General features: G+C 71.2%; 21 protein-coding genes. 12 read left to right on the forward strand and 9 right to left on the reverse strand.

Annotation, left to right across the window (positions count from 1 at the left end):
- Nucleotides 1-5 precede the first annotated feature (5 nt).
- From J2X36_RS06630 to J2X36_RS06645, 4 genes are read left to right on the forward strand one after another with little or no spacing between them, the layout of a single operon-like run.
- Complete coding sequence (locus J2X36_RS06630) at nucleotides 6-539, forward strand: SRPBCC family protein (RefSeq protein ID WP_310347490.1); 534 nt, start codon at nucleotides 6-8, stop codon at nucleotides 537-539.
- Nucleotides 536-1,480 carry a YncE family protein gene (locus J2X36_RS06635; protein WP_310347491.1) on the forward strand — a complete coding sequence of 315 codons (945 nt, stop codon included), beginning with the start codon at nucleotides 536-538 and terminating at the stop codon, nucleotides 1,478-1,480. The genes J2X36_RS06630 and J2X36_RS06635 overlap by 4 nt, the downstream gene beginning before the upstream one ends.
- Nucleotides 1,477-1,989, forward strand: a complete 513-nt coding sequence (locus J2X36_RS06640) for an MxaH protein (protein ID WP_310347493.1) — start codon at nucleotides 1,477-1,479, stop codon at nucleotides 1,987-1,989. Before J2X36_RS06635 ends, J2X36_RS06640 begins: the two co-directional genes overlap by 4 nt.
- On the forward strand, nucleotides 1,986-2,678 hold the full coding sequence (locus tag J2X36_RS06645; RefSeq protein ID WP_310347495.1) for a response regulator transcription factor: 693 nt from the start codon (nucleotides 1,986-1,988) through the stop codon (nucleotides 2,676-2,678). Before J2X36_RS06640 ends, J2X36_RS06645 begins: the two co-directional genes overlap by 4 nt.
- Nucleotides 2,679-2,691: 13 nt before the next feature.
- Here the strand turns inward: J2X36_RS06645 and J2X36_RS06650 are convergent, their stop codons facing one another.
- From J2X36_RS06650 to J2X36_RS06660, 3 genes are all read right to left on the reverse strand, one after another.
- The gene (locus J2X36_RS06650) at nucleotides 2,692-3,648 is read right to left on the reverse strand and encodes an aliphatic sulfonate ABC transporter substrate-binding protein (RefSeq protein WP_310347496.1); all 957 of its coding nucleotides are present in this window, start codon (nucleotides 3,646-3,648) and stop codon (nucleotides 2,692-2,694) included.
- Between the two features lie 49 nt (nucleotides 3,649-3,697).
- A complete protein-coding gene (locus J2X36_RS06655) occupies nucleotides 3,698-5,071 on the reverse strand; it encodes an FAD/NAD(P)-binding protein (RefSeq protein ID WP_310347497.1) in 1,374 nt (457 codons plus the stop codon).
- Nucleotides 5,072-5,522: 451 nt separating this feature from the next.
- Complete coding sequence (locus tag J2X36_RS06660; RefSeq protein ID WP_310347499.1) at nucleotides 5,523-5,798, reverse strand: DUF2312 domain-containing protein; 276 nt, start codon at nucleotides 5,796-5,798, stop codon at nucleotides 5,523-5,525.
- A 395-nt stretch (nucleotides 5,799-6,193) separates the two neighbouring features.
- Here J2X36_RS06660 and J2X36_RS06665 point away from each other — a divergent pair, with 395 nt between their 5' ends.
- From J2X36_RS06665 to J2X36_RS06675, 3 genes are all read left to right on the forward strand, one after another.
- Nucleotides 6,194-7,180: a tripartite tricarboxylate transporter substrate binding protein gene (locus J2X36_RS06665; RefSeq protein ID WP_310347501.1), complete on the forward strand. Its 987-nt coding sequence runs from the start codon at nucleotides 6,194-6,196 to the stop codon at nucleotides 7,178-7,180.
- A 78-nt stretch (nucleotides 7,181-7,258) separates the two neighbouring features.
- Nucleotides 7,259-7,774: a tripartite tricarboxylate transporter TctB family protein gene (locus tag J2X36_RS06670; protein WP_310347503.1), complete on the forward strand. Its 516-nt coding sequence runs from the start codon at nucleotides 7,259-7,261 to the stop codon at nucleotides 7,772-7,774.
- Between the two features lie 34 nt (nucleotides 7,775-7,808).
- Nucleotides 7,809-9,335 carry a tripartite tricarboxylate transporter permease gene (locus J2X36_RS06675; RefSeq protein WP_132252242.1) on the forward strand — a complete coding sequence of 509 codons (1,527 nt, stop codon included), beginning with the start codon at nucleotides 7,809-7,811 and terminating at the stop codon, nucleotides 9,333-9,335.
- Between the two features lie 21 nt (nucleotides 9,336-9,356).
- Here the strand turns inward: J2X36_RS06675 and J2X36_RS06680 are convergent, their stop codons facing one another.
- Nucleotides 9,357-10,109, reverse strand: coding sequence for a TerC family protein (locus J2X36_RS06680; RefSeq protein WP_310347506.1), 753 nt, complete (start codon nucleotides 10,107-10,109; stop codon nucleotides 9,357-9,359).
- A 490-nt stretch (nucleotides 10,110-10,599) separates the two neighbouring features.
- Between J2X36_RS06680 and J2X36_RS06685 the strand changes: the two genes are divergently transcribed.
- Nucleotides 10,600-10,971 (forward strand): hypothetical protein, encoded by a 372-nt coding sequence (locus tag J2X36_RS06685; RefSeq protein ID WP_310347508.1) that lies wholly within the window; start codon nucleotides 10,600-10,602, stop codon nucleotides 10,969-10,971.
- Between the two features lie 164 nt (nucleotides 10,972-11,135).
- Here J2X36_RS06685 and J2X36_RS06690 read toward each other — a convergent pair whose 3' ends face one another.
- Nucleotides 11,136-11,597, reverse strand: coding sequence for a hypothetical protein (locus J2X36_RS06690; RefSeq protein WP_310347509.1), 462 nt, complete (start codon nucleotides 11,595-11,597; stop codon nucleotides 11,136-11,138).
- A gap of 58 nt (nucleotides 11,598-11,655) precedes the next feature.
- Complete coding sequence (locus tag J2X36_RS06695; protein WP_310347511.1) at nucleotides 11,656-12,456, reverse strand: SDR family NAD(P)-dependent oxidoreductase; 801 nt, start codon at nucleotides 12,454-12,456, stop codon at nucleotides 11,656-11,658.
- Nucleotides 12,457-12,847: 391 nt separating this feature from the next.
- Here J2X36_RS06695 and J2X36_RS06700 point away from each other — a divergent pair, with 391 nt between their 5' ends.
- The 3 genes from J2X36_RS06700 to J2X36_RS06710 all read left to right on the forward strand — a co-directional run bounded on the left by J2X36_RS06700 (nucleotide 12,848) and on the right by J2X36_RS06710 (nucleotide 14,425).
- Nucleotides 12,848-13,117, forward strand: a complete 270-nt coding sequence (locus tag J2X36_RS06700; RefSeq protein WP_310347513.1) for a hypothetical protein — start codon at nucleotides 12,848-12,850, stop codon at nucleotides 13,115-13,117.
- 32 nt (nucleotides 13,118-13,149) lie between these two features.
- Complete coding sequence (locus J2X36_RS06705) at nucleotides 13,150-13,971, forward strand: alpha/beta hydrolase (RefSeq protein WP_310347514.1); 822 nt, start codon at nucleotides 13,150-13,152, stop codon at nucleotides 13,969-13,971.
- Nucleotides 13,972-14,047: 76 nt separating this feature from the next.
- Nucleotides 14,048-14,425 carry a response regulator gene (locus J2X36_RS06710; RefSeq protein ID WP_132252252.1) on the forward strand — a complete coding sequence of 126 codons (378 nt, stop codon included), beginning with the start codon at nucleotides 14,048-14,050 and terminating at the stop codon, nucleotides 14,423-14,425.
- Between the two features lie 105 nt (nucleotides 14,426-14,530).
- Here J2X36_RS06710 and J2X36_RS06715 read toward each other — a convergent pair whose 3' ends face one another.
- The 3 genes from J2X36_RS06715 to J2X36_RS06725 all read right to left on the reverse strand — a co-directional run bounded on the left by J2X36_RS06715 (nucleotide 14,531) and on the right by J2X36_RS06725 (nucleotide 16,452).
- On the reverse strand, nucleotides 14,531-14,698 hold the full coding sequence (locus tag J2X36_RS06715) for a hypothetical protein (RefSeq protein ID WP_165937816.1): 168 nt from the start codon (nucleotides 14,696-14,698) through the stop codon (nucleotides 14,531-14,533).
- 120 nt (nucleotides 14,699-14,818) lie between these two features.
- Nucleotides 14,819-15,715, reverse strand: coding sequence for an NAD(P)H-hydrate dehydratase (locus tag J2X36_RS06720; protein ID WP_310347517.1), 897 nt, complete (start codon nucleotides 15,713-15,715; stop codon nucleotides 14,819-14,821).
- Nucleotides 15,712-16,452 (reverse strand): histidine phosphatase family protein, encoded by a 741-nt coding sequence (locus J2X36_RS06725; protein WP_310347632.1) that lies wholly within the window; start codon nucleotides 16,450-16,452, stop codon nucleotides 15,712-15,714. The genes J2X36_RS06720 and J2X36_RS06725 overlap by 4 nt, the downstream gene beginning before the upstream one ends.
- A 264-nt stretch (nucleotides 16,453-16,716) precedes the next feature.
- Here J2X36_RS06725 and J2X36_RS06730 point away from each other — a divergent pair, with 264 nt between their 5' ends.
- Nucleotides 16,717-17,007 (forward strand): DUF1330 domain-containing protein, encoded by a 291-nt coding sequence (locus J2X36_RS06730; RefSeq protein WP_310347519.1) that lies wholly within the window; start codon nucleotides 16,717-16,719, stop codon nucleotides 17,005-17,007.
- The last annotated feature ends 1 nt before the right edge of the window (nucleotide 17,008 follow it).

A 17,008-nucleotide genomic window follows, 5' to 3' on the forward strand; every position in this document is an offset into this window, starting at 1 on the left:
CCCGCATGCGGTTGTTCCTCGCCACGTTCCTCCTCGCCCTCGCCGCGAACGCGGCCCTCGCCCACGGCCCGACGCCCCAGAAGATCCAGCAATCCATCGCCGTCGCGGCGAGTCCCGCGGCCGTCTGGGCGGTGCTCGGCGATTTCGCCGGCATCGGCACCTGGCACCCGGACGTGGCCAGGGGCGAGGGCAGCGGCGGCAACGGGGAGGGCGCGACCCGCACGCTCACCCTCCGGAGCGGCGGCACGCTGCAGGAGAGCCTCGACGAGTGGAAGGCGGATGGGATGACCTACTCCTACCGCATGGGCGAGCCGGACCTGAAGGCGCTCCCCGTCTCGTCCTACTCCGCCACCGTGACGGTGGTACCGGACGGAGCGGGCGCGACGGTCTCGTGGATCGGCCGGTTCTACCGCGGCGATACCGGCAACGAGCCGCCGGAGGCGCTGAGCGACGAGGCCGGCCGCACCGCGATGAACCGCTATTTCGCGGACGGGCTCAAGGGCCTGAAGGCGAAGGTCGAGGGGAAACCCGCTCCGTGATCAGAGCCCTCGCAGCGGCGTCGATCCTCGCGCTCGGCCTCGGGATGGGGGGCCGCGCCGAGCCCGCGATCTACGTGGCGAGCCAGGAGGCGGGCGCCCTGACGCGGCTCGACGGACCGGCAGTGGTGGGGCTGCGCCTCGGCTCCGGCCCCGCCGGGCTCGCGGCGACGGCGGACGGCACGCTCTTCCTCACGCATCCGGAGGCGGGCAGGATCACCGTCGTGGTGCCGGGCGGAGGGGACCTGCGCGCCCTGCCGTTCCGCGGCCAGCCCTTCGGCATCGCGGCCTCCGCCGACGGGCGCCGCCTCTTCGTGGGCGACTGGCAGGCGGGCACGGTGAGCCGGATCGACGCCCGCACCGGCAGCGTCGAGGCCGCCGCCCCCGTCGGGCGCGAGCCCGCGGGGATCGTGCTCGACGGCGAGGCCCGCGTCTTCGTGTCCGAGCGCGGCGGCGATTCGGTCTCCATCCTCGACGCCGACACGATGGCGCTGCGGGCGCGCCTGCCCGTCGGCCGCGCGCCCTTCGCCCTCGCGCTGTCGCCGGACGGGGACCGGCTCTATGTCGGCAACGTCCGCAGCAACGACCTCACAGTGATCGATGCGCGCGGGCTCCTCGTGCTCGCCACGGTGCCGTCCGGCCGCAGCCCCTACGGCGTCGCGACGAGCCGCGACGGCGGCCTGATCCTCGTCACGAACCAGGAATCGGGCAGCGTCTCCGTGCTCGGCCACGATCTCGTCCCGCGTGCGCGGATCCCGGTCGGGCGCTATCCCGAAGGCGTGGCGGTGGCGGGGGACCGCGCCTACGTGGCAAACTGGTACTCGAACGACGTCTCGATCATCGACCTGGCAGGGCTCCGGGAGATCGAGCGCCGCCCGGTGCCGGACGGGCCGCGCGCCGTCGTCGCCGTGCCCCTCCGGGGCCGCGGGGAGGCGGACCGTTGAGGCGGCGCGCCGCAGGGCTTATCGGGTTCGTCGCGCTGCTGGCCGCCTGCGGCAGGGGCGAGGATCCCGAGCGGGAGCCGGATTCCGTGGTGGCCACGCCGGAGGAGTCCGGCCGGCCGGAGACGGCGTGGCTCGCGCCGACCGACCGGACCGAGCCGGCCCTCTGGCTCGCCCGGCGCGCCGCGGGGGGCGAGGGACGGCCCGACGCGTCCGAGCTGGCGGGCCTGCGGAAGGCCCTCGACGAGGCGAAGCCGCATTTCGTGGAGGACCGCCGCATGATCGCCAACCGCACGGCGCAGCTCGAGACGATGCTCGCCGAGATCGGCGAGACCGAGGAGCCGGCGAGCCTCGTCGCCGGGCTCACCGGTGTCGCGGCGGCGAGCGGCCGGCGGCGGCTCTACGGCGAGATGTGCCAGCACTACGTCACCGTGCGGCGGGCCGGGCTCGGCCGGGAGGCGGCGCTGGCGCGGCTCGCCGAGCGCTACGCCGCGCAGGACGGGACCCGATGACCGGGGTCCTGATCGTCGACGACCACCCGATCGTGCTCCAGGGCTTCCGGCGCATGGTCGAGGATGCCGGCGTCGAGATGATCTTCGAGGCGAGCGACCCCGTCTCCGGATACCGGCTGTTCCACCGGATCCGGCCGCAGGTCTCGGTGGTGGATCTCGCCTTCCGCGGCAGCGGGCTCGCCGGCCTCTCGCTCATCCGCCGGATGCGGGCGCTGGAGCCGCAGGCCCGCATCCTCGCCTTCAGCGCGAGCCGCGACCCCGTCATCGTCTCGCGGACCCTGCAGAGCGGCGCCACCGGCTACGCCCTCAAGGACATGCCGGCCCCCGCCTTCATCGAGGCGTTCGAGGCGGTTCTGGGCGGCCGCAACTACCTGCCGCACGCGCTCGCGCGGGACCTCGCGCTGCTCGACGCCTCCCGCTGCCGGGCGCCCCTGTCCGACCTCACGGCGCGCGAGATCCAGATCCTGATCCTGCTCGGCGAGGGCAAGACCTACCAGGGCATCGCCGACATCCTGACCATCGGCTACCGCAGCGTCGTCAGCGCCTGCGCGACGCTGCGGGGCAAGTTCCGGGTCTCGAGCCAGGCCGAGCTGATCGGGATCGCCCTCGAGACCATCCTCGATCTGAGGCGCGTCGGCGCCCAGATGATGGGCGACGAGGGGCGCCGGACGGCGCGAACGCTCCGCTGAGCGACGCTCGGCCTCAGCGGGTCGGCGGCTCCCACAACCCGAGCGCCGAGGTGTCGACGGCGCGCGGCAGAAGCCCTTCCGCCCGGAAGGCGTCGGCGATCTTCTGCTGCTCGGCCAATCCCTCGCGGGTCACGCGCTCCACCCGGTAGGAGCGCCGGTCGTTGGCCTGCCGCACGATCTCGGGCTCGATCTTCCAGAGCTTCGAGAGCTCGGCTGCGGCCGCATCCGGGTTCGCCTTCACCCACGTGCCGGTCTCGCGCAGCTTCTCGAAGACGACGGACAGCACGTCCGGATGCGCGCCCGCATAGGCGTCGGAGGCGAGATAGTAGCGCTTGTAGAGGGACAGGCCGGTCCCGTCGCGCAGGATCCGGGCTCCGGTCTGCGCCTGCGCCGCCGAGAGGAAGGGGTCCCAGGCCACCCAGGCATCGACGCTGCCGGAGGCGAGCGCGCTGCGCCCGTCCGCGGGCGTAAGGTAGGCCGGCGCGATGCTCTTGAAGGGCAGGCTCTCGCTGCCGAGGGCCGCCAGCAGGAGGTAGTGGCTGCCCGCCCCCTTGGTGACGGCCACCTTCCGACCCTTCAGGTCGGCGACGCTGCGCAGCGGCGAATCCGCGGGCACGAGGATCGCCTGGGCGGTGGGCGAGGGCGTCTCCTCGGCGAGATAGGTGATGCGGGCCTGCGCCGCCTGCGCGAAGACGGGGACCGTGTCGGCCACGTCCGCCGAGACGTCGATGCTGCCGGCGTTCAGCGCCTCCATGATCGGCAGGCCGCTCGTGAATTCGTGCCACGAGACGGTGACCTTGAGCGGCTCCAGCGCCTTCTCGAGGTCGCCGTTCCGGCGCAGCAGGGCGATCAGCGTGGACGATTTCTGATAGCCGATCCGGAGGGCGGAGGGCTCCGCCGCGGCGGCCGCCCCGGCGAGGCTGAGGCAGCCGAGGAGGCAGGCGAGGAATCGGGTGATGCGGTGGCTCATCGTGTCGTTGTCTCGTCGTTGGCCGAGCGGCCGGCTCGGTGGAGGGGGTTCAGGCGGCTTCGGCCCGCTCGAGGTCCATGGCCACGAGGTCCGCGACCTCAGCGGCTTGGTTGCGGATGTCGGGCACCGCGATGCACTCCCACAACACGCCGCGGAGCAGCGGCCCGAGCGTCCAGAGGCGCCCGCCGCCCCGCGTGCCGAGGGCGCGGTAATCGGGCCCGGCATCGAGCCCGAGACCGAACGGGCCCGGCCGGACGAGGCCACGGGCCATCAGACGGCGCAGCAACGGGTCCTGGGTCTCGGAGACGCGGCCGATGCCGGTCGCGTCGAGGATGCACTGGACCTCGAGGTCGCGCGGCTGCTCCTCGCCGCGGGGCAGCAGCGTCACGACGGCGTGCGCCTCCTCGTCGGCGATCGCGCGGATCCGCCCGGCGAGCACCGTGAGGCTGCCCCGGGCGATCTCCTCGTCGATCGCCTGCGCGGCGGGGGGCGCCGTGCGGTGCCGGTGCACGTCCCAGAAAGGCCGCAGGTGGCGCAGGAAGCGGTCGCGCTCCGGCGCCGGCAGGCTGCGCCAGATGAAGTCGGTGACGGGGCGCAGCCCGTCGACGACGCCGCGCCAGTCAACGCCCGCCGCGCGGGCAGAGGCGACCTCGCGCCGGATCCGGCCGACGAGCGCCGAGAGGGAGGCGAGGTCCCCGGTCGTCAGGTTCGGTGCCGGCCACGCCTCGGCCGGCTCGTGCACGTTCGGCAGGAGGCCCCGGCGCGAGACCGCCACGATGTGCCCCGAGAATCCCTGGCCGCGCAGCGTCGCCACGGTATCGACCATGGTGAGGCCCGTCCCGACGATGAGGACGGGCAGGTGCGGATGCAGCCGGCCGAAGCGCTCCGGCTGCCAGGGATCGACCCGGTGGCGGCTTGCCGGCTCGCCGGGTCCCGCGAGGTTGCCGGCAGCGAGCACGGCTCCGGCGACGGGGTGCGCCTGCCCGCCCTCGGTGCGCAGGACGAAGCCGCCACCCGACGGCTCGAGATCGGTGACCGCGTCGTTGACGAGGCGCAGGCGCGGCAGACCGTCGGCCGTCAACGCTTGGCGCAGCAACTCGGAGAGATAGCGCCCGTAGACCCCGCGCGGCGCGAAGGTGCCGGCCGGCGTGCGCCGCACGCCCTCGGCTCCTTCTTCGGCGAGCCAAGCCTCGAAATGGTGCGGCCTGTCGGAGAAGGCACTCATGTTGGCGGCGCGCAGGTTGAGGAGGTGGGCTGGCGCCCGCGTCGCGTAGGCGAGACCGCGCCCGAACGCGTCCGCCCGCTCGCAGAGCAGCACCGGCCGGCTCCTCGGCAGCGCGGCGAGAAGCTGGATCGCCGCCATCGTACCGCTGAATCCGGCACCGATCACGGCGATGGGAAGGGCGTGGTCGATCGCGGTCATCGTGGCTCGTCCCTCGCGGGCCGGCCCATAGGCGCGATGGTTCGGGGAGAGCGGGCCTCGACCCGCCCGCGGCCCTGGGCCACCACGAGAGCCGTGGCCGGCAAACTCGTGGCCGCACGCTAACGACGTTCGTTTAAAAGAACAAGGCTCGGTGGTTTCGGGGGAGGGCGTGCGCGCCAACACTCGTGTCGTCGCGAGGCCGGAGCAGTGGTTTGAGAGAACGCTACGGCCGCGCACCCGATGCTGCCGCGAAGAAAATTCTCTTCGGCAGCCGTTCGTTGAAAAGAACATCTTGGCCTGTGAGGGCTGGCCCGGAGGAGCCCTCCGCTCCGCGCGCGCCGGGCGCTGATGCGCAGGCGGCGCACGCGGAGGTCTCACGTCGATCGTCTATGCATCCCGAGCGAGCAGCGCCGCCCGGCGCGCGGACGGGGCCGCCGATCCGGCCCCCGCCTCAGGCCGCCTGCGCCATGGGGGCGGGGGAGGGCGCATCCATCGCGCGGAGGTAGACCTCGAGCAGGGTCTCGTGCTCGTCGCGCTCGTCCTTGTCCTGCTTGCGCAGCTTGATGATCTCCTTGAGGATCTTCACGTCGAGACCCTCGCTCTTGGCCTCCAGGAAGATCTCCTTCTTGGCCTCCATGAGATCCTTGATCTCCTCCTCGACCTTCTCGATCCGCTCCACGATGGAGCGGATGCGGTCGCCCGCGATGCCGATCGTGTCGTCCGCCATGGTGGCTCCTTCCTCGGTTCAGGACGGGCAACCTCGGCCAAGAGGGTAAGCGCGGGGTTAAGGCGGCGCGATGTCGGCCCGTCGGCTTCCCCTCGGTCCGCGACCGTGCCCTGGCTGCGCTCTCGGGGCGGGAAAAGCGCCCGCCCGCGGCGCTGGAGCGTGACGGGGCGCTTGCGTGTCTACTGCATATAATTCAGAGTTCAGAAGTCCGGCGGGCAAACGCCTCGGCAGCACCCGATGAAGGTCTGACGATTGCCTGTTCACGCGACGGGATGGCCGCTCGAAGTGCCGTCCGCGCAGACAGCTCGATTGAAGGGGCGCTGGGTGGGCCGGGACGATCGTCGAGCATCCAGGACGGTTACGGTGCCGCCAAGAGCACTTCGAGAGGAAATGCCATGAGACTCGCCGTGAAGGTCGCGATCGCGGCCGCGATGCTGCCTGTTGCCTCGGCCCATGCCTGGGAGCCGACCAAGCCGATCGAGATCATCGTGCCCTTCCCGCCCGGCGGCTCGTCCGACCAGATGGCGCGGACGATCCAGGGCGCGATCCAGAAGAACAACCTCGTCAAGCAGCCGATCATCATCGTGAACAAGCCCGCCGCGGCCGGCGGCGAGGCGATGCTCGACATCCAGAAATCGGCCGGCGACCCGCACAAGCTCATCACGACGTCGAGCGGCATCTACATGACGCCGCTGGCCACCAAGCTTCCCGTGAGCTGGAAGGACTTCACGCCCGTCGCGATGATGGCGCAGGACGAGTTCGTGCTCTGGGTCAATTCGGCGAAGCCCTACAAGACCGCCAAGGACTTCCTCGACGCCGCCAAGGCGGCGGCCCCGCCCCTCAAGACGGGGGGCAACGGCTCCAAGCGCGAGGACCATCTCATCTCCGTGACGATGGAGCAGACGGCGGGGGTCAAGATCACCTACGTGCCCTACCAGGGGGGCGGCCCGGCCTCGGTGCAGCTCGCCGGCGGCCACATCGACGCGAACGTGAACAACCCGGCCGAGGAGGTCGCTAACTGGCGCTCCGGCGCCGTGAAGCCCCTCTGCGCCTTCTCGCTGAAGCCGATGGAGTACACCCAGAAGGTGACGGCCGACATGGCGTGGTCCGACATCCCGACCTGTGCGTCCCAGGGCCTGAACGTCACCTACCAGATGCTGCGCGGCATGTTCATGCCGGGCAAGGTCACGCCCGAGCAGCAGGCCTACTACGTCGACCTGTTCCGGAAGGTCGCCGAGACGCCCGACTGGAAGGCGTATCTCGAGCGCAACGCCCTGGTGCCCGATTTCCGCTCGGGCCAGGCCTTCGTCGACTTCCTCACGGAGGACGAGCGCAAGCACAAGGAGCTGATGACCAAGGCGGGCTTCATCGCGACGAACTAGCGACGCTCCCGGCGCGGCCTGTCCGGCGACGGGCCCGCCGCTCCCTCGCGCGGACGATCGATCAGCGGAAGAGCTCTCATGGCGGACGTTTCCCACCCGGCGGATGATTCTCCTCCGGCCTCCGAGCGCGGCATCTCGCGACGGCTCGTCGAGACCCTGGTCTCGCTCCTCCTGCTCGGCGTGGCGGCGCTCGCGCTCTGGGATTCCTACGGGCGCGGCGCCGGCTGGGACAACGGCCCGGAGAACGGCTTCTTCCCCGCCCGCGTGGCCTGGATCCTGGCGATCGCCGCCGTCGCGACCCTGTGGAGCGCCCTGCGCCGCGAGGAGAGCGTCTTCGTCACCTACGGGCAGCTGCGCCTCGTGGCGCAGGTCTTCGTGCCGCTCTTCCTCTACGTGCTCGCGATCGCTTTCGTCGGCATCTACGTCGCCTCGGCCCTGTTCCTGGTGCTGTTCATGGTGATGCTGGGCTCGTTCCGGTGGTGGCAGACGCTGCTCGCGGCCGTGCTCACGCCGCTCATCATCTTCTGGGTGTTCGAGCTGCAATTCCGGGTCCCCCTGCCGAAGGGGCCGATCGAGGCCATGCTCGGCTACTGAGCGCCACGTCGGCGGCATCCACGAAGGATCAGCGATGGACGACCTCAACCAGCTTCTCCTGGGCTTCCAGGTCGCACTGACGTGGCAGAACGTGCTCTTCATGGTGGTCGGCGTGCTGCTCGGCATCGTGGTGGGCGTGCTGCCCGGCCTCGGCGGACCGAACGGCGTCGCCATCCTCCTGCCGCTCACCTTCGGGATGGACCCGACCTCGGCGATCATCCTGCTCTCGTCGATCTACTGGGGCGCGCTGTTCGGCGGCGCCATCACGTCGATCCTGTTCAACATCCCCGGGGAGGCGTGGTCGGTGGCCACGACCTTCGATGGCTATCCGATGGCCCAGCAGGGCCGGGCCGGCGAGGCGCTGACGGCGGCCTTCACCGCCTCCTTCATCGGCGCGCTCTCCGGCGTGGTGCTCATCACCTTCGTGGCGCCGCTCGTCGCCAAGTTCGCCCTGCGCTTCGGGCCGGCCGAGTTCTTCGGCGTGTTCTTCCTCACCTTCTGCTCGTTCATCGGGATGGGGCGGGAGAACAAGGCCAAGATCGTCGCCTCGCTCGCCCTCGGATTCCTCCTCGCGGCGGTGGGGCTCGACACCATCTCCGGTGATCTCCGCCTGACCTTCGGCTCGCCCGAACTGATGAAGGGCTTCGACTTCCTCGTCGTGGTGATCGGCCTGTTCGGCGTGTCGGAGATCCTGCTCACCATCGAGGAGGGGCTGCACTTCAAGGGCAAGCGCGCCGCCATCGATCTCGCCGTTGTCCTGCGGACCTGGGCCACGCTGCCGCGCTACTGGGCGACGCTGATTCGCTCCTCGGTCGTGGGCATGTGGATGGGGGTGACGCCGGGCGGGGCGATCGCGGCCTCGTTCATGGGCTACGGGCTCGCCAAGCGCTTCTCGCGCAGGCCCGACGCCTTCGGTCGCGGCGAGGTCGAGGGCGTCCTCGCCCCCGAGACCGCCGCCCACGCGGCCGGCACCTCCGCCCTCCTGCCGATGCTGGCGCTCGGGATACCGGGCTCGGCCACCGCGGCGGTCCTGCTCGGGGGCCTGATGATCTGGGGCCTCCAGCCCGGACCCCTGCTGTTCGTCGAGAAGAAGGAGTTCGTCTGGGGTCTGATCGCCTCGATGTATCTCGGCAACGTCGCGGGCCTGCTGATCGTGCTCGCCACGGTGCCCGTCTTCGCCGCGATCATGCGCATCCCGTTCGCCCTCGTCGCGCCGATCATCCTCGTCGTCTGCGCCATCGGCGCCTTCACGGTCGAGTCGTCACGCTTCGACATCTGGCTGATGCTGGCCTTCGGCATCGTCGGCTACGTGTTCAAGAAGCTCGACTATCCGCTCGCACCGCTCGTCCTCGCCCTCGTGCTCGGGGACCGCGCCGAGGATGCCTTCCGCCAGGCCCTGCTCGGGTCCGGCGGCGACCTGTCGGTGTTCTTCTCGAACGGCCTCGTCTCGACGCTGATGATCCTCGCCCTGCTGCTCCTGTTCTGGGGGCCGCTGGGCGATATCCGCAGGCTCGTCGCGCGCAAGATCGGCCTGGGACGGGAGGCGCCGCTGGCGCCCTGAGGGTGGGGCGCCGACGGCCCCTCAACCCCCCAGCACGTCGGCCTCGGCCTTGCCGACCGCCTCGGCCTGCTCCTGCGCGATCTCCCGGTCGCTCCGGCTCTTGAGGAGCGCACCGACACAGACGACGAGGGCGGCCCCGAGCGCGGCGACCGCGTAATGGACCCCGCCCTGCAGCGAGGCGGGCAGCGCCTCGACGAGGTGCTCCTGGACGAGCCGGTCCGAGGCGATCATCTCGCCGGCCACCCAGCCGAGCAGGCCGCCGCCGAACCAGATCAGGACCGGGAAACGGTCGATCAGCCGGGTGATCAGGCTCGCGCCGACGACGAGGAGGGGGACCGAGAGGGCGAGGCCGATGATGAAGAGTTCGTCGTGGCCCTTCGCGGCGCCCGCGACGGCGACGACGTTGTCGAAGCTCATCACGGCGTCGGCCACGACGATGGTCCAGATCGCCTTCGGCAGGCTCGAATGCTCCTTGATCGCACCCTCGCCCTCCTCCTCGCCGCGCACGAGCTTGACCGCGATGTGCAGGAGGATGAGCGCGCCGACGACCTTGAGGAGCGGGACGGCGAGCAGGTACGAGATGATCACGGCGAAGACGATGCGCAGCAGCGCCGCCGCCAGCGCGCCCAGGAACACGCCGATCCGCCGCTGCCGCTCCGGCAGGCCGCGGCAGGCGAGGGCGATCACCACCGCGTTGTCGCCGGACAGGATGATGTCGATCCAGACGATCTGGAGCAGGGACAGCAGGAAGGAGGATGACAGGTAGTGATCCACGATGGACGTCCCTCGGGTCCGCGCCTGGCTGACGCAACGGCGTGATCGGCGCGCGGCGCCGCTCCGGTTCTGTATGCCAAGAGACCGAGCTGCGAAATCGCGCATGACGCCGCTCGCGCGACACTCCCGCCCTTCGGTCACGGGCGATAGCGGCCCGATCGGCGATAGGCGCGGGATTCCCGACGCGCCGAGCTCGCCCATGTGCGATGGTGCACCGCACGCACAGGTGTCGCCTCGCGGCAGGAAACCCACTGGCGAACAAGAGAGAAATCGCCTCGCGCAGGTGTCGCGGCATGAAAGTGCTGCCAATTCGGCAAAATCTGGCATTATTCTTATACTGCACTGCGACAAAGGCGGTATTGTCGATGCCGAGATCCTCACCAGATCGATACCCATCGCAGTCGAGCGGCCGACCTACAAGGCGACGACACGGGCAGCACGATGCTGCCGGGATCGTCCGAGGCCCGCTCACACAGAATGAGGATTGATCATGACCCAACGCATCAAGATCGCCGCTGCCGCCCTGGCTCTCGGCCTCGCCGCGTCGCCGAGCTTCGCCCAGACCTTCAACCCGGACAGCGCCAGCTACAACCGTGACGGCACGCTGAACGTGTGGGGCGCCCATATCGACCCGGTCGGCCCGCGCGGCGGCCTCATCGGCGGCGTCGGCAACGTGGTCGGCGGCGTGACCGGCGCCGTGGGTGGCGTCGTCGGCGGCACCGTGGGCGCGGCCGAGGACATCGTGACGGGCTCGGTCGCTCCGCGCCGTGTCGACACCTCCGCCCGCTCCGGCGCCGCCGACGCGTTCGACCGTCCGGCGCAGTACGGCCGCACCGGCACCCCGGCCTACACCGCCTACTGAGGCGGACCGCAGCACCGGTTCGATGAAGCGGCGGGGCGTGAGCCCCGCCGCTTTTGTGTGTGCCGTCTGCGGAGCGGCGATCCGGATCGTTCATGCGAAAGGCCCGGAGCGGGATGTCCGCTCCGGGCCTTCCTGCAGAGCCGGCTTGCCGGAACCGGCCGAGCCTACTCGTCGTCCGCCTCGTCCTGATCGTCGGTCGCGTCGGGCACCGGCACGAGCCGGCGCGGAGCGAGCGTGTCCTGCTCGATCCCGCCCGTCGCGGGCGTGACGGCCGGCCCGGCCGCGAGCCGTTGCTCCGCTGGCATGAGACCGGCGCCGAGGGCCGCGAGGCCGGCCAGGGTGCGGAGATCCTCGGGCTGGCGCGGGTCGCGTGAGATCGCCTCGGCCTCGTGCTGGAGCCGCGCGTTGCAGGCGCGCGACGGCAGTCCCTGATCGGGCGTGCAGGCGTCGTGGCGCGCGCAGGCCGCGTCGAGGGCGTCGATCGGCGGGAGCGGCCCGTTATTGCCGGGGCCGCAGTAATTCCCGTGGAGGAGGAGAGCCGGTGCCCGGCCCGCCGGCGCGGCTTGGGCCAGGGTCGGCGCCGCAGCGCCAAGGGCCAGCAGGAGGGAGATCGCGTATCGGTTCATGGGGCCTCGCGTCTGGTGCGTTGAGGGAGTCGTTCGAGCGGGCTCGGGCGCCCGCGGCTCAGCCGGCGGAGCCCGGCTCGGCCATCTTGCGGTGGAGCCGCGCCGCCACCGTGTCGGGCAGCGCGTCGGTCACGGCGCTGAGCACCCTGTTCGTCAGGGTGGGCACGACCTTGTCCCGGCCAGCCTGGAGCGCCGCGAAGGCCGCCCTGGCGACCTCGGCCGGGTCGTCCTTGCTCCGCGAGGCGCCGACCTTCGTGTCGAGCATCTCGGCCCGGTTGAAGAAGTTCGTCTCGGTCGGGCCGGGCATCAGGACGGTCACGTCGATGCCGGTGTCCCGCAATTCGTCGCGCAGCGCCTCGCCGAACCAGCGCAGGAAGACCTTGGTGGCGCCGTAGACCGCCTCGTAAGGGTCCGGCATCGCCGCCGAGATCGAGGAGGTGAAGAGCAGCTTGCCGCTGTCGCGCGCGACCATGTCCGCGAGCACGAGCTTGGTGAGCTGGACGGCGCCGCGGACGTTGAGATCGATCATCCGCAATTCGCGCCGCAGGTCGGTCTCGGAGAAGGGGCCGCCGAGGCCGGTGCCCGCATTCACGCAGAGCACGTCGACGGGGCGGCCGCTCTCGCGGATCGCCCGATAGAGCTCGTCGACACCCTCCTCCCGCGAGAGGTCGGCGGCGTACGTGAGCACGGCGGCCCCTCCGCGCGACAGGCGACCCGCGGCTTCGGCAAGGTGGCCGGCCGTCTCGGCGGCGATGAGCACGTCGTAGCCGTTCTCGACGAAGGTGCGGGCGAGCTCGAAGCCGATGCCGTTCGAACCGCCGGTGACGACGGAGAACGGGCGGGCGGAATTCTCGGGCATCACGGTCTCCGGTTGCTGCGGCCAACCGATCGCACCCCCCGAGGTTCCCGTTCCCACGGGCTGGTGGGTGCAGGGGAGCGGGCCGCTGCACGCAGGGCTGGCGATCCAGCGGGCAGTCCCGGCCGGTCGCTGGGTGAACGCAACCGACCTCGGAGAATTGCCCGGAGCGCGCTCCGCGAGCGATCCCGGGCGGCCGCCCGACGACCGCCCGGCCTTCGGGCCAAACCCTCGGCAACCCGGTTCCGAATTCCATTCCCCTCGAGAAGCCTGTCGGCCGAGGCTGCCTGTTCAGGGAAGTGCCCGATGACCGGCGCCCGAAGCTCGAAGACCCATCCGGCATTACGGCGGCACCGAGACGGCCGCACCCGACGAGGCCGAGACCATCGAGGAGATGATCGCGTCGATGACGCGGGAGAGGGTGACGCCCGCGAACCGCGATCACCACGCTGTCCGGGCCTTCCGCGCCAGGGTCAGCGGTGTCGCCGTGGGGCAATTGCAGGTCCTTCCGGATCTGCGCCAGGGGCTGATTGCCGCGCCGGGCAACCATCCGGTGGTCGTCCGCTTTGCGCAGGGGCCGGGCGAGTCCCTCAAGGACAGCGTGTCCCCGTATCGCGGGATGGCGATCAGGTCCCGGCCTGAACCTCTCCCCGCCACCGGCTGATGCCGTCTCAACCTCCAGGACCAGGACCGGACATGCCCTTCATCGAGACCTCGGATGCCACGCGCCTGTTCTACAAGGATTGGGGCAGCGGGCGGCCGGTCGTGTTCCTTCACGGCTGGCCCCTCGATGCGGACATGTGGGAGTACCAGCAGCCCGCCGTGACGCAGGCGGGCTTCCGCACGATTGCCTACGACCGGCGCGGCTTCGGACGCTCCGACCAGCCCTGGACCGGGTACGATTACGACACTTTCGCCGACGACCTGAAGGCGGTCCTCGACGGGCTCGATCTCCGGGATGCGACCCTCGTCGGCTTCTCCATGGGCGGTGGCGAGATCGCCCGCTACCTGTCGCGCCACGGCGGCGCACGGGTCTCGCGGGTGGTGCTCGTCTCCGCCGTGACCCCGATGTTGGCGAGAACCCCCGACCATCCCGACGGCATCGACCCGGGCGTGTTCGAGGGCATGATCGCCGGCCTCGAGAAGGACCGGCCGAACTTCCTGGCGAATTTCGCCAAGACCTTCTTCGGGGTCGGCATGTTCAGCTCGCCCGCCTCCACCGAGCTGATCGCCTGGACCGGCAACCTCGCCATGCTGGCCTCGCCCAAGGCCACGGTCGATTGCGTGCGGGCCTTCGGCTGGACGGATTTCCGCCGCGACCTGGCGGCTTTCCGCGTACCCACCCTCGTGATTCACGGGGACGCGGATCAGACCGTGCCGTTCGAGGTCAGCGGCAAGGCCGCGGCCGCCGCGATCCCGGGTGCGCAGCTCGTGGTCTACGAGGGCGCACCGCACGCCGTTCCCTTCACCCACAAGGACCGGCTGAACGCGGATCTCCTCGCCTTCCTGAGGGACTGAACCGGGCTTAAGGGCTGAACCGGACGGCCGGTCGCGCGGTTCACGTCATCTGACACGTGCACGGGAGGCGAACGCGGTGAACGCAGCGGCTGAGCAGGACGGCGCGACGGTGATCCTGGTCGAGGAAGAGCCCGACGAGCGGGCAGCGATGTCGGGATTGCTGCGCGAGGCCGGCTTCTCGGTCGTGGAGGCGGAGACGACCGACCAGGCGTTGCACCTGCTCGAATCCGTCGCGGCGTCGGCGCTCGTCACGGATGCCCATGTTCCGGGTGGGATCGACGGCTGGGAACTGGCGCAGAGGGCACGCGGCCTCCGGCCGGATCTCCCCGTCGTGCTGATGTCGGGACACTCCGATCCGACATCCGGCCCCCTCCCGGAGGGCGCCGAGTTCATCCTCAAGCCGAATGTGGTGGCAAACCTCGTGCCGACGCTGCGGCGCCTCACAGGTCGCTGATCGGCGCCGTCTCGCGCGGGCAGGCCGAGCCGCCGAGGCGCCCCGGACCGGCGGGACCGTGCCGGCTCGGGCCCGAAGCGTCGTCGGGAACGGGGGCGTCGGCGATCAGCCTCCGCCGATGCCGGTGACGACCTTTCCGGTGCCGTTGCAATCCGGGCAGGTCTTCGCCTCGAACTGGCCCGACCCCGCGCAGCGCGGGCACAGATTCTCGCCCGTGCCCGGTGTTCCGGGTTGAGCCTCGTCTCCGGGTTTCGTGGGCTCTGCGCTCGTCATGCTGCGCTCCCTCGTTCAGGGTTGGGAGAACCGCCCACATCCTGGCGATGTTCCCCGGCGCCTGCCGAGAACGCGCGCCGCGGCCGAAGCTCTCCTCCTCAGGCCGCGCCGGGATCGGGTTCAGGGCGAGGAACCCGGCGTCGCGTCCCGCAGGAGGGCTGGAACCTCCTCCGCGATCTCGCGGGCCAGGAAGCCGATCCGCCCGACGCGGGCAGCCAGCCGACGCCCCGCCTCGCCATGCAGGCAGACACCCCAGAGCGCGGCCGTCATCGCGTCGACGCCCCGCGCCAGGAGGCCTGCGAGGATGCCGGACAGCGCGTCACCGGATCCCGACGTCGCCAGCCCGACGCCGCCGCCCTCGTAGAGCCATCGCTCGCCCGCCGGGTTCACGATCCAGCTCTTCGCGCCCTTCATGATCACGACGCATCCGAGCAGATCGACCGCCTTCAGCGCTGCCGCGAGCGGATCCGCCTCGACCGCGTCCCGGTCGATCCGCAAGAGCTTCGCCATCTCGCCGGCATGGGGCGTGATCACCACGCGGCTGCCGCAGGGCCGAACCGAATCGGCGGCGGCACCGAGACCGCAGACGGCCCCCGCATCGAGCACGAAAGATGGCGAAGGCCGTCCCTGCAGGAGCGAGAGGGTGAGCGCGTCCGTGGCCTCGCCGGCGCTCAGGCCGGGGCCGATCAGAACCGCATCGCAAGCCTCCGCCAGCGCCGGAACGCGCCGTCCCGCCTCGGCCGGGTCCACCTCTCCGTTCTCGGTCTCGGCGAGCCCGATGAGTCGGGCCTCGGGCACCGCGAGGGCCATGGCCATCGCCACGCTTCGGACGGTCGCGATCCGCAATCGTCCGGCTCCCGCCCGCAGGGCCGCGACGCCGGCGAGGAGCGCGGCTCCGGGAACTTCGACGGATCCGCCGAGCACGAGGACGGTGCCGCGCTGCTCCTTGCTGCCGTCCTGCGGCATCGGGAGCGGCCGGGCCCGGAGCCCGTCGAGGGTCAGGTGCTGCTCCGTCATCGCACGGCGGCCTCCGCGTCCGGCTCGACCGTCACGGGGGCACCGCCCCGCGCGACCGGCGCGACGAAATTGTAGCGCACGAGGCTCAACCCGCCGGTGGTGCCCTCCCGCGGCGTGAACGCGTATTCCGTCACGGAGCAATTCGCGACCTCGGCCTGCGCGTCGATGCCCAGGATCTCCGCCTCGGTCATGGTCTCGAGGAGGTAGCGCAGGCACAGCACCACGACCTGATGGGCGACCACCAGCACCCGCTGCCCGCCATGATGCAGGGAGACGGTGTCGAGGGCGCTCCTGAGGCGCAGGATGACGTCGCACCAGCTCTCGCCGGAGGGCGGGCGGTGATAGAACTTGCCGAGGCGGGCGCGCATCTCGGCCTGATCGGGATGCAGTTCCGCCACGCCCGCATGCGTGAGGCGGTCGAGGATTCCCAGTTCCTTCTCGCGAAGGCGCTCGTCGATGATGGGCTCGCCCGCGCCGTCGGCGAGGCCGCCCGCCCGCCGGATGAGAGCCGCCGTGCCCTGTGCGCGCAGGTAGGGCGAGGTCAGCACGACCTCAGGGCGCTCGCCGGAGGGCATGGCGGCGAACCAGCGCCCGAGCGCCAGGGCCTGCTGCTCGCCGCGCGAACTGAGAGCGACGTCGACATCGCGTTCGGCGATCTCGATCCGCGAGAGGCCCGCCCCGTGCGCCGCGTTGCGGGCGACGTTGCCGGCACTCTCGCCGTGGCGGACGATCCAGATCCGGCTCGGCCAGCGTTGCTACATCCAAGGTGTCCTCTCCCGGTGCAGGCGCTAACGTTCGCGGCGCGCGCGGGTTCGCCGCCGTCGACGAAGTCGGCGCGGCGGAGGTGATCGAGGTTCCCCCTTGCCGCAGGGCGGCCACGCGGAGACCTTGCGTGATCGCGCCCGGAAGCCGAGGTTGGCCCCCGCGCCGAGCGGCGCGAGGCCGAACCCTCCGGTTCGCCCTGCCTGCGACGTCGGATCCAACACGAGGAGACAGTCACGTTGGCCAAAGCCTATTGGGTCGCCACCTACCGGTCCGTCAGCAATCCCGATGCCTTGGCCGCCTACGCCCAGCGGAGCGGCCCGGCGATCGCCGCTGCCGGTGGCCGCATCCTCGCGCGCGGGTTGCCGGCCCAGGTCTACGAATCCGGCCAGCAGCAGCGCGTCGTCCTCATCGAGTTCGACAGCGTGGAGCAGGCGCGCGCCGCGCACGATAGTCCGGCCTATCAGAATGCGCTGGCCTTGCTCGCCGGCGGAGCCGAGCGCGACATCCGCATCGTCGAGGCCGCGTGAG

Origin of the sequence: Methylobacterium sp. BE186 (genome assembly GCF_031457035.1) — a bacterium.
In the GTDB taxonomy this organism is placed as follows: Bacteria; Pseudomonadota; Alphaproteobacteria; order Rhizobiales; family Beijerinckiaceae; genus Methylobacterium; species Methylobacterium segetis.

Bases quoted from the DNA above. Each gene is read 5' to 3' on its own strand.
- J2X36_RS06630 (WP_310347490.1), top strand. From the start codon at position 6: ATGCGGTTGTTCCTCGCCACGTTCCTCCTCGCCCTCGCCGCGAACGCG.
- J2X36_RS06645 (WP_310347495.1), top strand. From the start codon at position 1,986: ATGACCGGGGTCCTGATCGTCGACGACCACCCGATCGTGCTCCAGGGC.
- J2X36_RS06650 (WP_310347496.1), bottom strand. From the start codon at position 3,648: ATGAGCCACCGCATCACCCGATTCCTCGCCTGCCTCCTCGGCTGCCTC.
- J2X36_RS06655 (WP_310347497.1), bottom strand. From the start codon at position 5,071: ATGACCGCGATCGACCACGCCCTTCCCATCGCCGTGATCGGTGCCGGA.
- J2X36_RS06660 (WP_310347499.1), bottom strand. From the start codon at position 5,798: ATGGCGGACGACACGATCGGCATCGCGGGCGACCGCATCCGCTCCATC.
- J2X36_RS06665 (WP_310347501.1), top strand. From the start codon at position 6,194: ATGAGACTCGCCGTGAAGGTCGCGATCGCGGCCGCGATGCTGCCTGTT.
- J2X36_RS06670 (WP_310347503.1), top strand. From the start codon at position 7,259: ATGGCGGACGTTTCCCACCCGGCGGATGATTCTCCTCCGGCCTCCGAG.
- J2X36_RS06675 (WP_132252242.1), top strand. From the start codon at position 7,809: ATGGACGACCTCAACCAGCTTCTCCTGGGCTTCCAGGTCGCACTGACG.
- J2X36_RS06685 (WP_310347508.1), top strand. From the start codon at position 10,600: ATGACCCAACGCATCAAGATCGCCGCTGCCGCCCTGGCTCTCGGCCTC.
- J2X36_RS06690 (WP_310347509.1), bottom strand. From the start codon at position 11,597: ATGAACCGATACGCGATCTCCCTCCTGCTGGCCCTTGGCGCTGCGGCG.
- J2X36_RS06695 (WP_310347511.1), bottom strand. From the start codon at position 12,456: ATGCCCGAGAATTCCGCCCGCCCGTTCTCCGTCGTCACCGGCGGTTCG.
- J2X36_RS06700 (WP_310347513.1), top strand. From the start codon at position 12,848: ATGATCGCGTCGATGACGCGGGAGAGGGTGACGCCCGCGAACCGCGAT.
- J2X36_RS06705 (WP_310347514.1), top strand. From the start codon at position 13,150: ATGCCCTTCATCGAGACCTCGGATGCCACGCGCCTGTTCTACAAGGAT.
- J2X36_RS06715 (WP_165937816.1), bottom strand. From the start codon at position 14,698: ATGACGAGCGCAGAGCCCACGAAACCCGGAGACGAGGCTCAACCCGGA.
- J2X36_RS06720 (WP_310347517.1), bottom strand. From the start codon at position 15,715: ATGACGGAGCAGCACCTGACCCTCGACGGGCTCCGGGCCCGGCCGCTC.